Here is a 14691-nt window from a genome sequence, read left to right on the forward strand (position 1 = left end):
GGACGATTTCAATCCTGGCGGGATGCCGTGCTGATCCACTCACGTGTCTGCATCAGCAACTCGTCTGAAAGCCGTGGGTCGTCGCTCATCCGCGCCAGGATCACGGCGCCTACCATGGCCGCCCAACTCCCGATGGCAGCCTGGCGTCGTTTTGCCGCCGTAGCTCCGGGAGCCGTCTGGCTAAAATACTCGATCTGTTTTCTCAGGCCTGCAGTCATTGCGGCGCGTGCACCAGGCGACTGCCGAATGGTTTCGCCGGCGAGCCCCGCAGTGGCACACCCTCCGGCGATATCGTCGCGGTGACTTCCCGAGAGGTATTGGGCCGCATGCGTCAAAAGACCAGGATTCTCCGGTTTTCCGCTGAATACTATATGCGCCAGGGTTTGAGCTATCAGGTCATCCTTCGAACTGAAATGGCCGTAAAAGCCGCCATGGGTAAGGTCGGCAGCCTTCATGACTTCTGCGACCGTGACGGCCTCGTATCCCTTGGCCCTGAAGAGTCTACCAGCTGCGTCCAGAATCCTTCGCCGGTTTTCGGCCACCTGCTCACGACTGACTTTCATTGATCCTCAAACATTCGCTTGACATTAATGATGACTATCATCATTAATAAGTTTACATGATGATTATCATGAAAAATGAGTTAAGCACAAGGAAAATCCAATGACCGCCAAACCTGCTGTCCTTATAACGGGTGCCTCCACGGGCATCGGTGCCGTGTATGCCGATCGTTTCGCCAAGCGCGGGCACGATCTCGTCCTGGTGGCCCGCGACCGGGCTCGACTGGAAACGCTGGGCGAGCGCCTCCAGCGCGAAACCGGGGTCAAGGTAGATATTGTCAAAGCGGATCTTACCGACGAGATTGACCTCGCAACGGTGGAGACGAGGGTTCGCGATGATGCGCGCATCGGTATACTGGTCAACAATGCCGGGGCCAGCGTAGCAGGCACCTTCGCGGATCAAACCCCGGACGATGTCGCCAAGGTGATCAGCCTCAATACGACGGCACTGACTCGGCTGACCAGTGCCGTGACGCCACGTTTCATCAGAGCGGGTGAGGGCGCGATCATCAATATCGCTTCGGTTGTGGGACTGGCCCCGGAATTCGGCTCGACCGTTTATGGAGCGACCAAAGCCTTCGTGCTGTTTCTCAGCCAGGGGCTCCAGCTGGAGCTGGGGCCAAAGGGAATATATGTCCAGGTCGTGCTGCCAGCGGCGACGCGAACGGAAATTTGGGAACGTGCTGGCAAGGATGTCAACGCGCTTCCGGCCGTGATGGAGGTCGATGAACTGGTGGACGCAGCATTGGTGGGGTTCGATCGTCGCGAGACAGTGACCATCCCGCCGCTACCTGATGCCGATCAATGGACGGCTTTCGAGGCGGCTCGCCAACGCATGATTCCAAACTTTGCTCAAGTTCACGCTGCGGACCGTTACCAGCCGGCAAAAGAGCCTGCGGCATAGGGCATTTATCGCAGCCGTAGGCACGTGCGGCATTGCATTAGTGCCGTCGACGACCTTGCCGTCGCTCGCCTCCCACGCGCAGAGCGACGTCAGGCCGGAGCTAGCTCTAAGGGGCCGCAACGTAAGGCTCTCCAGCCTTCTTGTGCGCTCAATGGCCGATCTGCTTGTCCAAATCCTGATTAAGCCAATAACGCCTTGATTAAATGAGCTGATATTCATTCTCATTATGTTTATTTTGATACCGTAGGCACCTGCGTGGACACATCGTTCCCCCACCGGTCGGGAGCGTGTACTACTGTTGGAGCGGTTTAGGATCTATCTCATGCGTACCACGTCAACGTTGGAGACATCACCACGAGAATCGGACGAACTCGCAGCGTGGCTGATCGGTCCCGGGCGCTTGTCCGGTGATGCTGCCACAGTGACATCCGGCCTCGCGCAGCGGTTGACCGGGATGGGAGTGCCATTGCACCGGCTGCGCCTCGCCATGCGGGTCGATAATCCGTTGTTGACCGCCTGGGGGATTCTCTGGGAACCAGAAATGGCCGCCCGAATTTTTTCGATCAGCCGTGCCTTGCTGGATACGCCGACCTATATCGGCAGCCCAGCGCAACAGGTCATCGAGAGGGGTAACTGGTTCCGGCAGCGGCTCGACCAGCTTGGGCCTGAAGATCACATGGTGCTTCAGGATCTGGCGAATGAGGGCTTTACAGACTACATCGCGGTCCCGGTTGCATTCGGCAATGGTATCAGCCAAGGCGCGATGTTCGCCACGCGCAACCCTAACGGGTTTGCCGACAGTCACCTTACTATAATCAAGAACCTCTCCGTGCCGCTCTCGGCTGCGCTTGAGCCGATCGCCATGCGCCGCTCGACCGAGAGCCTGCTGGCCACCTTCCTCGGCGAGGGGCCGGCAGCTCGTGTTCAGGACGGTGCAATCAGGCGCGGCGATATCGTTGAGACCGAAGCGGCCATCCTGCTCACGGATATGCGCGGGTTCACACCACTTTCGCTCACCTCTTCGCCGGCCCAACTATTGACCACGCTTGGGCGTTACTTCGAGGTGGTTGTCGATGCGGTGCGGGCAGAGGGAGGCGATGTTCTCAAGTTTGTGGGCGACGGGGTCCTGTCAATCTTCGAAGTGAGTGATAGCGGCCGCGCGGCCGCCTGTGGCGCTGCCGTGCGCGCCGCGTCGCATGCCGTTGCGCGGGCACGGGCGGAGGGGCTTCCTCCCTTCGTCGGTGCTCTCCACGTCGGGCCGGTGATGTATGGAAACGTTGGAAGTCTCACCCGACTGGATTTTACGGTCGTTGGCCTGGCGGTGAACATTGCCAGCCGTCTGGAGGAAATTGCCAAGGCGAGCGGGCAGACATTGGTTTGTTCGGGAAGCTTTGCCTCCGATCTGCCAGCCGAGTCGGTGCGAAACATCGGTCAGTTCAAGCTGAAGGGCCTGACCGGTGAACATGACGTTTTCACTATTGCTGCCGACGACGGAAGTCAGGCATGAGCATCAAACGCGCGTACGCTCCGCCTTGACGGCGAAGCGTACGTCTCGATCACAGAGGCGATCAGTAGTCCCAGAATATCGGGACCCAACGAAAGGTTTCGCCGTCGGCGGCAACGTGTCCGATGGATGGAAACGGCAGGTGCGTGGCCACCAGCAGTCCGCCGCTCGCCGCCACCTCCTGCAAAAGACGAACCCTGACGCGGGCCGCTTCCTCGGGATCGTGTTCAAAACCGTTGAACCAGTCGGGGTGCTCGAACCCGACCGCGAATACGGCATCGCCGGCGAACATCAGCCGATCGGTACCGGACGCAAGGCGCACCACGCTGTGTCCTGGTGTATGGCCGCCCGTGCGGGTGACGACGACGCCCGGCGCAACCTCGTACTCTTCCTCGAACGTCCGCAGATAGCTGCGGTAATCTTCAGCGAACCGCTTGGCTGCCGCACGGAGCGCATCCGGGAATCCGTCCGGCATGACTACGTGGGAGAAATCGGGATGTGTCCAGAACTTGACCTCGGCGTCCGCCACGTGGATTCGCAGGTCTGGACGCAGTTGGTCCTTGATTCCGCCGACGAGGAACATGCCGATGTGATCCATATGCATGTGGGTAAGCACCACGTCGGTCACGGAACCAAGATCGATGCCGGCAGCCTCCAGTCGATGGGCTAGTTGCCCGGCCTTCGGCAAATTCAAGTTCGGATCGTCACCCAGCCCGGCATCGATGAGGATGGTCCGGCCGCCGCTGCGCACGACGACAACGTTCAGTCCCCAATCGAGATTGTCCGCCGGCAGGAAGTTGTAGGCCGACCAGGCTGCCCGCTCGGCCGGGTCAGCGTTGTGCCCCAACATCTTGCTCGGCAACCCCAGAACCCCGTCGCTGATGACCATTACGTCGATGTCGCCGATCTTCAGCGCGTAGCGCGATGGAACCAGCTCGTCAGGCCCCGGTCTGCCGTGGTTTAAAGTGTTGTCCAAGCTCATGTTAACCTCCTGCTGAAATACGTTCGCGATCGTATTAAGATCTCCCGTTTACGACTGAGATGGAATCACCCTGTGGTATAGGCTGCTTACATCCCACGCATAGTGACTAGAACGATTTGGGCATTGGACCTCTGGGGACACGTGACCACGATCGAATGAGCGGAACACACTGAAACACGTCGCATGACGCATCCTTTGCAAGAACGGCTTTCTTTTGGGGTAGCAGCGGAGCCGGGCAAGCCATGGGGCTGCCGACATAGACATCGAAAATTTTCATTTGCTGCACGTTCTTTGACGAACGTTGCAAAACGGCGCGGCCATCGCGACTGAGCGCCTCCGTTATCTGTGAGCAGGTCATGCGTTCGAGATCATAGCGTTCGATCGCGCTTGCTGATCCTGCCAGAGAAATCAGCGTCACTGACGCGATGGCAATACTTCTCACCGCCGATGCCAGAGCTCTAGCGAGCATTTGCCCAACCATCAAAACCTTCCTCCGTCAGATGCGCCATCGAGTTCATACGAGCGTCGCAAGCTTCGCAGGATGATGATTTCTATCGGTTTGCTTATCGCGACCGCGTCTACTGCGCACGTAAACTCCTGATTTACTGCGCCGTTTTTAACTCGAGCGAAACGCACTTTTAAGATAGACGGCCGACTACTAAAGATTGGCTTTCTTAGTCCAGATTGCGGACACCCCGGTCGTTTTGTGTGGCTCCAGCAAAACTAGCCGCAAGCACACCTCAGCATCCTTGTAGCGTAGCCTATTCTCTTTATGTGATCGGCCTGCACCATCGGATAGTTATCGCTCCCATAGAGCCTTCGATAATGGGTGGGTGCGCGGGTAGGATTGCCCGTGGTCCCGACTTTAGGAGCATCAGGTCATGTCGATACCATTCCAAAGAATAATACTCGCAATCATCGGCGCTTTGTCGATCAGTATTGCTTCACCCGGGCCGAATGCCGTCGCTCAGACCGCACAGGCCAAAACCTCAACGAGCGTCTTGCCAACCGGGGGTGGAGCAGCACTGCTCGATCCGTCCGATACGATAATTTTGCTGCTGGATCACCAGGCTGGTCTGTTTCAAACCGTCAAGGACATTAGCGTGTCCGAACTTCGATCCAACACTGTGATGCTTGCGAAGCTCGCCACGTTGATGAACATTCCTGTCATCACAACAGCGTCGGAGCCGAACGGTACAAACGGACCGCTTATGCCTGAAATCCATCAAAACGCCCCGCACGCCGTTTATGTGCCTCGCAATGGCGAAGTGAACGCCTGGGATAACGAAGACTTCGTGAAGACAGTGGAAGCGACTGGTCGCAAGACGTTAATCATGGCCGGTGTGTGGACAAGTGTATGCGTGATGTTTCCTGCGCTGGACGCAAAACTGGCGGGATATAAGGTGTACGCTGTCATGGACGCTTCAGGCGATGTGAGCGAGATGGCAAACCGAACCACACTTGCACGCCTGGTTCAGGGTGGGGTCATTCCAACAACGACCAATGCCGTACTCTCGGAAGTTCACCGCACCTGGAACCGTCCGGAAGCAGCAGAGATTGCCAAGCTCTATTCTCTCGTATCACCCAATTATGCAGCTGTTAGCGAGAGCTACTACAAGGCTCAAGAGGTCGCCAAGCGAACCGATTGACCCCAGGCGACTGACTGCAGCATTTTATCAGGCCTTCCGGGTGATGCACCTGCGAGGCCTGATCTGTATGGGGGGCGCCCTATTCCGCGAAGGGAGCGTCCATCACAAGATCGACAGCTGAAACAGCCGCATAGCCCTTGACGAAGCGGGTTCCGAAATCACGGGCAAAATTGTCGTAAGTTGTCTCGGGCCTGACCTCCGCAATATGGCAGAAACATTGCGACATGCGGCGTTTCATCTGCAGGCGAGGAAACTCCTCAACAACCTTTGCGATCTCGTTCGGAGGTAGCAGATCATATTGCCAGCCTATCACATCGAGGCAGATACCGGCCGTGCAGAGCGCCACCTCGGCCTCCTTGTACAGCCCAATGGAGGCCGTCGAGTTAAGTGCGACACTGTCCCAGATCAGCTGTGCCTGGCGTTCGTCGAAGCCCGAGTCCCTCGCAAAGGTCCTGGCAATATCGGCGGCTTCTACTTCGAATCGCCTCGGCCCGTTGAAGCGCTCATTCAGCGTGATGTCGTGGAGCAGCGTACCGACGGCGACGACCTCGGCGTCATGTTCGATGGACTGAAGCTGTCCCAACCGAGCTGCAAAAAGCCAGGAGCGGACAACGTGGTTGAACAGATATGGCTCACATCGTTCGCGGGCATATTCCAGTGCCTGGGTCACAATCGGCGTGTCAGGAACCGAAACCCCTGCAAGCGTTCGGCTGGCTGCGTTCATTTCCATCTCCAATTTTGCCGCGTGGTCAGTAGACAAACCGCATCGACCACACGTGCTTCCACAAGCAATGTGTGGTCGTTTCGACGCCTCAATGGGCCGGGTGCTCCAACAATTTCGCAAAGCGGCGATTGGATAAGTGTTACCTAGTGCAAGCGGCAAACAGGCATCCGAACTCCGCCCCCGTACGCAGTCACTCCACCGGCATGAGAGCCGGAGCGTCCTTGTTCTTCAGCAGCACGACGATAAACTTGGCAGGTTCGGTGGTGCTCGCATTGCGGCCGACCAGATGAATGTCGGAAGGACCTTCGTAGAAAGTATCGCCCGGCGACAGGGTGACTTCCTTGTCTCCCTTGACCTGCATCACGATCGAGCCCTCCAGAACATAGACGAACGCATGCGCGTCATGCTTATGGATGGGGTCAGCACCTCCGGGCCCATACACGACCGAAATCATCAGTCCCTCCTTGCCGGGATAGTCGGGAAGCTCCTTGCTCATAAGCGATGTGACGGTCACAGCGTCGGCGGCAAGCGCCAAACTTCCAGGCAGGCAAACTGAAGCGGATATCAGTAGCGATAACAAAGCTGATTTCATGGTCGTTATCCCTTTGGTTGTTGATGGCATCTGTGCGGTACAATCCTGGGCAAAAGACCAGTGCCCAGGTTGCATGCCGCCTGGACCTATTTCGGCTGCTGGGACGAACGGAACCAGTCCTTGAGGCCGATCTTGCCGATCCGCGCACCCTCGCCGGGCACGATCGACTGATCGTTGAGTTCAGACCCGAAATACCGTGCATGAACATCCGCCTCGACGGTGCGCGGATCGTTGGCGGCGTTCAAATACCGGGCTATGATCTCGCTCATGGGAGCGCGTTCGGGACCCGCAATCTCGATCATGCCGTTAAGCGGCTTCCCGAGGGCGACATCCGCCATCGCATCAGCCACGTCGTCCGCGGCGATCGGCTGGAAAGCGGCCGGGGAAAGACGGGCGACGGTGCCGGTTGTTGCTTCATCGGCAATGCCCTTCAGGAACTCCATGAACTGGGTGGAATGGACGATCGTGTAGGGAATGGACGATTCCTTGATGAGCCTTTCCTGGGCAAGCTTGGCCTTGAAGTAGCCATTGTCGGGTAACCGCTCCGTTCCCACGATCGACAGGGCAATGTGGTGCTTTACACCCGCCTTGGCATCGGCGGCGAGCAAATTGCGTCCGGCCGTCTCGAAGAATTCCAGCACGGCCTTGTCCTCCCACGAAGGAGCGTTTGCAAGGTCAATGACGACCTCTGCGCCGACCAGCGCTTCCGCGAGCCCTTCACCGGTGACGGTGTTGACACCGGTATTCGGCGATACCGCAAGAACCTCGTGGCCTTTTTCGCGTAGACGTGCGGCAGTCTTGGAGCCAATAAGCCCAGTCCCGCCGATAATGACTATTTTCATAGCGAATCTCCCTCGTTGTGGCCCTCGGGCCAATGACTCGATCGCATCGAAAGATGACCGGGGAAACAAATCCATTCTATCGTGCAGAAGGTGTAGGGCTCTAGTCGGCAGGTATAGCTGAATTGTCCTCAATGATAGGAGCGATACACAGGATGCACCGGCTGAGGTTCAGCCGCAGTACTTCACCCGGACGTTGGGCGGGCAGAGTAGCACTCATGCATTGTGCATGCTTCCATGATCTTCGTGTCCGTGCCGGGATAAACGCGCAGCGCGCCGCGCTATTGAGTCCAACCGGCTTGCGGGCACTCAGCCCATAGCTGATCTTCGCCAGTGCAATCCCGAAATGACCACTTTCGAGTCAGGGTCGGCGATGTTCTTGGTTGCCAGCTTGGTCACGAGCGCTTCGCGTATCGGGCGGGGCCGTTGGGTCGGTCCGATAATGACGCGTTTGATCAATTCGGGCAGTTCAATCCCTGTCAGGTTGCTGGAAGGTTCGTTCTTCAGCGGCAGTGTGTAGAGGGTTTGGGGAATCGCGCCAAACGTGCGTTGCTGGGCAAACAGCCGTTTCGAAGGCCATAGTTGCGGATGCGTCAGTACCCGCCATTCGCGCTCGTCCTGCAAACCCGGAGACTTCCAGCAGATCGCCGCGAAAACGAGGGTAAGGAACACCATCTCGACCAGCGCCGCCTTGTTCAAATTCGACAGGAAGTCCCGGTTGGATGCTATTTGGTTTGCTACCAGTTTGAATTCGTCGTCGAGCTGGCTGTCTGTCCAGTAAGTCACCGGGACGGGATAGGCTTGGAGTGTCTCGGTCATTTGCACGAAGGGGGCGACATCGACGACCACGGCGACTGCAGCATCGTCGCGCTCGAACGCCCTCCACATCGACAGCCTTCCGGTCGCATCCTCTTTCGGATCATGCTCGGCAATGGAAAGCACGTAGGTGTGGTCAACTATCTTGGGCAGCCAGTTATGGTATTTGTCCACGCCTTGTTGCCAAATCCCGGGCAGGCACGTCTCTACAGTTTCGACCAGTGAATCCCGGCGTTCGGCATCCTCCAGCCACGCACGAACCTTGGCGATGCCGACCTCGACGTCGCGGTGGTCGTTCATGAGCTGCGTGTTTCTGAACCAGATTTCCTGGCTGTCGAGGATGTGGAAAAGATTCTCCGCCGTCGTGTAATGGACGAAGCGGGACTGGCTGCTTATTGCCGACCGTCGCTCGAATGCGTTCGGCATGAAAATGCTAAACGTTTTAATGACGACCGGATCCCATTCCTGCATGACACATTACCACGACTCGATTTTGATTGCGGCACTGTGCGACATACGCTGGTGATCATCAATGCCGGCATCCCCGCGATTTGACATGATATGCAAGGCTTAGCAACCTTATTGTCGGCTTCTAACGATGCAGTCTTGAGGTTGCCGAAATGTCAGGTTCGAGCACTACGGTAACGAGGCCCTTCAGAGTCTGTCGCAAGTCGCGACACGACTCAGCAGACGTCTTGCAACTTTGAATGGTTGGGGACATGGTTGTGACTCAAGTCCCAAGGGAATTCCCGCGACAGATATGCCTGCTGTCGTTCAACATCCTGTCCCAAATCACAAAGGTCCCCATCATGTCCGATAATCATAAAGAAGGCCTGGATCGCCGTGATTTCATCATCGCATCTATTGCCACGGTCGGCGCGTCGGCTGCCCTTGCTGTCAACACCAGCACTGCAAACGCCCAGGATGCCAAAACTACCGATCCGACATCAGGAACGGTCTACACCGGCGATACGATCCAAGGAAAAAAGGTTGTCAGCAGCCTTGACGTCAACGACCTTGAGTCCGGCAAAAAGCACCTTTTGTATTTTCAGGGCGTTGGGATGGCTACTGGACAGCACTGGTATGTGTCCGTGACGGTAGCCAAGGGAGCAAAGCCGGGCAAGCGCGGCGTGCTCACCAGCGGCGTACATGGCGACGAGATGAGTTCCATCCATACTGTTCAAACGGTGATGAACCAGCTCGATCCGGCGCAGATGTCGGGCACCGTTACGGCAGTCACGGACATCGCACGCCCGGCCCTTGAAAGCATGCAGCGTAGATGGCCCAACCAGGGCAGGGGCATTGATCTGGTCGATATGAATCGGGTATGGCCCGGGGACGAGAACGGCGTCGCCGCACCCATCCGACATGCCGGACTGCTGTTCAACCGGCTGCTACGGCCGAACGCCGACTTTGCGATCGATTTCCACACCGGAACGACCGGATTCGAGGTTGCCGCATTCAATATTGCCGAGATGGACGTGCCCGAGATCAAGGCCTTGGTGGATCTCTACCCCGTCGGCCAGATCTTCGATAACCCTACATATCCCAGCGTCCTTCATAATGCGTTCGTCGCCGCGGGCATCCCCTCCTTTTGCCCGGAAATCGGGGCTGCCCGCCACCTGGACCCGGAGATGATCTCGCTCTTCGTGGAAGGCACGATGAATGTACTCAAGCATCACGGCATCGTTCCCGGACCGATGGGACGGACAGGCAAGGACGTGACTGTCTTTGTCGGCAACAGCGCGTTTCCGATCCTGGCTACGGAAGGCGGGCTCGTTGAGCATCTGGTCGAACTCAACGACAAGGTCGCAGCCGGCCAAAAAGTGGCGATCCAGCGTAATAGCTTCGGGGAAGTGGTTGCGGAATATACAAGTGGCGTCGATGGCGAAATATCCGGCCAGCGCAGCGACGCAATGGCGGAGCCTGGCAATCCGCTGGTATTCATCCTGTTCAAGAAGGCGGCGCCGGAGGGTGTCGAAGACTATCCTGAGTAGTATCCTATAGCCAGCCGCCGGAGAACCCTGCGCGGCGCAATCCGGTCACGATGGGCTTGCAATTACGCATGATGTTCCAGAGCAAACCCGTGCGGTAGTTCTCGATCATCAACACCACAGGGCCTTGGTCGATGCCAAAGTGATAGGGACTGACCCACCATCCCGTAGGATTGTCCGCGACAGCATGTGTCTGGTTGAACGACGGTTTGAAACCATAAAGGCGCTTCATGCCAAGATCCATCCGACCAAAATTGCGGATTGTTGGAATGACGATCTCAGGTGCGAAAGGTAGTGAAGCTATGACGACCCAGGGTGCCACAGTTCCATCGTCCGGGCCGAAGGGCGCGCCGCGGGCGTTGTAGTCGAAGAATTCCCGGCGGACGCCATCAATTGTTTGGGTTCCCCAGCCGGGACCGTCGCACGCGGTGAAGCCCCAGCAATGCTCGCCATAACCCTTAAATTGCATCGGATTATGAATGGCATATTGTTGCTGGACATAAGTTGCGTGCCGGCTGTTCTCAAAATAGTCGCTACCATGCTGGCGCATGAACTCGTCCTGAATGCCGCGAAAGTCTATCCACATATGCGACAGCTGATGAGTAAACAGGGGCCCTGAATAGAGCAGCTCACGGCCGTAAATGTTTCTCCATTCGTATGAATCCGTGTAGGCGGTGAAGCTCTCGGGCGGCAAAGGATGGGTCGGTGAACCAAGACCGATGACATAAAGCAGCAGCCCCTCGTCGTAACCACGCCATCGATAGGGGATGAAACCGCTTTCGGGACGCCAGCCATGCGTCAACGTCGCCCCGCCGTCCGTGGCCCAGTTCCAGTCTGCACGCTCGTATAGCGCCATTGCATGCTGGCGGATTTCCACTTCGTCAGCGGTGTCACCATCAAAGTATGTTGCCGCAGTGAGCGCGCCGGCAAACAGGAAGGCCGAGTCTATCGTCGACAACTCGCACTGCCACACCCGCTGCCCCGTCTCGATATCCAGAAAATGATAGAAGAACCCTTTGTAGCCGGATGCGTCCAATCCCGGTCCTTGCGGAAGGGACATCAGGTAATGCAAGCGCTTGCGGGTGATCTTTGCCGCGAATTCGCGGATGATGATACCGCGTTCGACAACGACTGGAATCGTCGCCAGTGCCATGCCAATGGCGGCGATGCTCGCCGGCGCGTTCGGTGCCGTCTTGTCGCGGACAAGGCCGTTGTCGGGGTTTGTACTATGGAGGTAGTAGAGCAGGGTAGTGAATTGCAGCCGTGCGAGATCCTCGTCTGTCGGCAAACGATTGTGTTCAATGTCAGTAGAAAGCAGTTCGCTCATGCTCGCCAACCGGTGGACAATCCACATTCTTCATCCAGCGGCGTCTCGGAGCGAATTTTATCACCGAGTAACCACCGGGATCCGTTTGCCGGTAATGATATTTCGAATTGGATGGGCTGCAACCAGCTCAGGTGTTGTCTCCTTCCGTTGAAGTCCGCGCTGATTGGCCCGAGCCAACCTTCACGCCCCATTTCCAGCCGCTTATCGCGGGCATGTCGTCGCCGTGTTGCTCGATATACTGTCTGTGTTCGACCAGCTTGCCGTGGATGGCCTGCTTGAAATAGGCGGCACGCGCACCCAGTTGCGGAAGCCTGTCAATGACGTCTTCGACCAGATGGAAACGGTCGATCTCATTCAGAACGGCCATGTCGAAAGGCGTCGTCGTCGTACCTTCTTCCTTGTAGCCGCGGACATGCAGATTGCGATGGTTCGTGCGGCGGTAGGTCAGCCGGTGGATAAGGGTCGGATAGCCATGGAAGGCAAAGATGATCGGCTTGTCCTTGGTAAACAGCGCGTCGAAATCGGGATCCGACAGTCCATGCGGATGCTCTTTGGTTGGCTGCAACTTCATGAGGTTGACGACATTGATGACGCGGACCTTCAACTCGGGCAAGTGCTCCCGTATCAGTTCGACAGCGGCCAATGTCTCGAGTGTGGGCACGTCACCGCAACACGCCATCACCACGTCCGGCTCGGAGTCCTTGTCGTTGCTTGCCCACTCCCAAATGCTGACGCCCTGATTGCAGTGCTTGATGGCTTGATCCATCGTGAGCCACTGTGGTGCAGGCTGCTTGCCCGCGACAACGACGTTGACGTAGTTGCGGCTGCGCAAGCAGTGATCAGTAACTGATAGAAGCGTATTGGCATCGGGCGGCAAATAAATCCGGATTACATCTGCCTTCTTGTTGGCCACATGGTCGAGGAAGCCCGGATCCTGGTGGCTGAAGCCATTGTGGTCCTGCCGCCAGACATGCGAACTCAGAAAGTAGTTGAGCGAGGCGATCGGTCGCCGCCAGGGAATATGGTTGCAGACCTTCAACCACTTGGCATGCTGGTTGAACATTGAATCGATGATGTGGATGAAGGCTTCATAACAGGAGAAAAATCCATGGCGGCCAGTAAGAAGATAGCTCTCGAGCCAGCCTTGGCATTGATGCTCGCTGAGCACCTCCATAATGCGGCCGTCCGGCGACAGGTGATCATCCTCGGGGTAGATCTCAGCCATGTAGCAACGATTGGTGACTTCGAGAACATCCTGCCATCGATTTGAGTTATTCTCGTCAGGACTGAACAGGCGGAAATTCTTGCTCTCCAGGTTCAGCTTCATGACATCACGGAGGAACTTGCCCATGACGCGCGCGGACTCGGTGATGGTTGCTCCTGGAGTTGGTACCGACACTGCATAGTCCCGGAAGTCGGGCATCTTCAGATCGCGAAGCAGCAACCCGCCGTTTGCGTGAGGGTTGTCGCTCATGCGGCGATGCCCGGCAGGGGCAAGCGCAGCCAGTTCGGGCTTGAACCGGCCAGTATCGTCGAAGAGTTCCTCCGGCCCGTAACTTTTCATCCACTTCTGCAGGATGCTGATGTGTTCCCGCTTGTCCATGTCGCCCATCGGCACCTGGTGGGCCCGCCAATAGTCTTCACACTTCTTGCCGTCGATCTCAGGCGGGCAGGTCCATCCCTTCGGCGTACGGAAGACAATCATCGGCCAGGCCGGGCGTTTCAGGTTGCCCTTTGTGCGGGCCTCTTTCCAGATTTTGTTGATATCGGCCAAGGCCGTGTCCAGTGTCCCGGCCAATTGCTGGTGCACGATCGCTGGATCATTGCCTTCGACGAAATACGGCTTGTAACCCATGCCTTCGAAAAACTTCTGCAGCTCGTCCTTGGGAATGCGCGCGAGGAAGCATGGGTTGGCGATCTTGTAACCATTCAGGTGCAGGATTGGTAAAACACAACCATCGCGTGCCGGGTTGAGGAATTTGTTGCCATGCCAGCCCGTCGCGAGTGGACCTGTTTCCGCCTCGCCGTCACCTATGACGCATGCGACAATCAGGTTGGGGTTGTCGAATGCCGCCCCATAGGCGTGGCTGAGGGCATAGCCCAGTTCGCCGCCCTCGTGGATGCTGCCGGGTGTTTCCGGAGCAACATGGCTGGGGATGCCACCGGGGAAGCTGAACTGCTTGAACAGCCGCCTCATCCCATCTACGTCCTGGCTGATGTTGGGGTAGACTTCGCTGTAGGTGCCCTCGAGATAGGCGTGGGCGACCAGTGCGGGGCCGCCATGGCCAGGTCCAATGATGTAGATCATCTCGAGATCATCGCGTTTGATCACGCGATTGAGGTGAACATAGAGCATGTTCAAGCCCGGCGTCGTGCCCCAATGGCCAAGCAATCGCGGTTTTATGTGCTCGCGCTTCAATGGCTGTTTCAGCAACGGATTATCAAGGAGATAGATTTGGCCCACCGACAGATAGTTCGACGCGCGCCAATAGGCGTCCATCGACTTTAGTTCCTGGGTGGAAAGTGGTTTCTTGCTGGCTGTACCCACGTCATTCGACGCATTGCGTGCTGTTTTAAGCGACACCATTGTTGCCTCCCGTTGAGGACCCAGACTGGAACCGGGTCGCGTAGCTCAGTACTGATCTGCTCTTTCGCTGCTCTAAGTGAAACGTTAAGGAAACTGCTCGCCAATAGGTTTTGCGGTGCTCTCAATATTGGCTCGAAGCGGATTCCCGCGAACGTTACTTCGACTTACCAACCCCTCATGCCCTGCAAGTGCAAACTATAGCGGATTAAAACG

Annotated in this window: 12 protein-coding genes; 4 read left to right on the forward strand and 8 right to left on the reverse strand. The window is 57.2% G+C overall.

What is annotated here, in order from left to right; all coding sequences use genetic code 11:
• Positions 1-8: 8 nt before the first annotated feature.
• Positions 9-563 carry a TetR/AcrR family transcriptional regulator gene (locus tag K9U38_RS18520; protein WP_224495830.1) on the reverse strand — a complete coding sequence of 185 codons (555 nt, stop codon included), beginning with the start codon at positions 561-563 and terminating at the stop codon, positions 9-11.
• Positions 564-663: 100 nt separating this feature from the next.
• Between K9U38_RS18520 and K9U38_RS18525 the strand changes: the two genes are divergently transcribed.
• Positions 664-1464, forward strand: a complete 801-nt coding sequence (locus K9U38_RS18525; protein ID WP_224495831.1) for an SDR family NAD(P)-dependent oxidoreductase — start codon at positions 664-666, stop codon at positions 1462-1464.
• A 322-nt stretch (positions 1465-1786) separates the two neighbouring features.
• Positions 1787-2971 carry an adenylate/guanylate cyclase domain-containing protein gene (locus K9U38_RS18530; protein ID WP_224495832.1) on the forward strand — a complete coding sequence of 395 codons (1185 nt, stop codon included), beginning with the start codon at positions 1787-1789 and terminating at the stop codon, positions 2969-2971.
• Between the two features lie 61 nt (positions 2972-3032).
• On the opposite strand, the gene K9U38_RS18535 is transcribed toward K9U38_RS18530, so the two are convergent.
• On the reverse strand, positions 3033-3950 hold the full coding sequence (locus tag K9U38_RS18535; RefSeq protein ID WP_224495833.1) for an MBL fold metallo-hydrolase: 918 nt from the start codon (positions 3948-3950) through the stop codon (positions 3033-3035).
• Between the two features lie 881 nt (positions 3951-4831).
• On the opposite strand from K9U38_RS18535, the gene K9U38_RS18540 reads away from it, so the two are divergent.
• The gene (locus tag K9U38_RS18540) at positions 4832-5599 is read left to right on the forward strand and encodes an isochorismatase family protein (RefSeq protein WP_224495834.1); all 768 of its coding nucleotides are present in this window, start codon (positions 4832-4834) and stop codon (positions 5597-5599) included.
• Between the two features lie 79 nt (positions 5600-5678).
• On the opposite strand, the gene K9U38_RS18545 is transcribed toward K9U38_RS18540, so the two are convergent.
• The 4 genes from K9U38_RS18545 to K9U38_RS18560 all read right to left on the reverse strand — a co-directional run bounded on the left by K9U38_RS18545 (position 5679) and on the right by K9U38_RS18560 (position 8996).
• The gene (locus K9U38_RS18545) at positions 5679-6323 is read right to left on the reverse strand and encodes an HD domain-containing protein (protein ID WP_224495835.1); all 645 of its coding nucleotides are present in this window, start codon (positions 6321-6323) and stop codon (positions 5679-5681) included.
• Between the two features lie 190 nt (positions 6324-6513).
• Entirely contained in the window at positions 6514-6915 is a 402-nt protein-coding gene (locus K9U38_RS18550; protein WP_224495836.1) for a cupin domain-containing protein, read from the reverse strand.
• 86 nt (positions 6916-7001) lie between these two features.
• The gene (locus tag K9U38_RS18555; RefSeq protein WP_224495837.1) at positions 7002-7757 is read right to left on the reverse strand and encodes an SDR family oxidoreductase; all 756 of its coding nucleotides are present in this window, start codon (positions 7755-7757) and stop codon (positions 7002-7004) included.
• Positions 7758-8063: 306 nt separating this feature from the next.
• Positions 8064-8996 (reverse strand): DUF2971 domain-containing protein, encoded by a 933-nt coding sequence (locus tag K9U38_RS18560; protein ID WP_224495838.1) that lies wholly within the window; start codon positions 8994-8996, stop codon positions 8064-8066.
• 383 nt (positions 8997-9379) lie between these two features.
• Here K9U38_RS18560 and K9U38_RS18565 point away from each other — a divergent pair, with 383 nt between their 5' ends.
• Positions 9380-10567, forward strand: coding sequence for a succinylglutamate desuccinylase/aspartoacylase domain-containing protein (locus K9U38_RS18565; RefSeq protein ID WP_224495839.1), 1188 nt, complete (start codon positions 9380-9382; stop codon positions 10565-10567).
• 4 nt (positions 10568-10571) lie between these two features.
• On the opposite strand, the gene K9U38_RS18570 is transcribed toward K9U38_RS18565, so the two are convergent.
• Complete coding sequence (locus K9U38_RS18570; RefSeq protein ID WP_224495840.1) at positions 10572-11891, reverse strand: glucoamylase family protein; 1320 nt, start codon at positions 11889-11891, stop codon at positions 10572-10574.
• 127 nt (positions 11892-12018) lie between these two features.
• Positions 12019-14478: a phosphoketolase family protein gene (locus K9U38_RS18575; RefSeq protein WP_224495841.1), complete on the reverse strand. Its 2460-nt coding sequence runs from the start codon at positions 14476-14478 to the stop codon at positions 12019-12021.
• Positions 14479-14691: the final 213 nt, after the last annotated feature.

The sequence above is a fragment of the Phyllobacterium lublinensis genome, from assembly GCF_020164435.1.
Taxonomy (GTDB): domain Bacteria; phylum Pseudomonadota; class Alphaproteobacteria; order Rhizobiales; family Rhizobiaceae; genus Phyllobacterium; species Phyllobacterium lublinensis.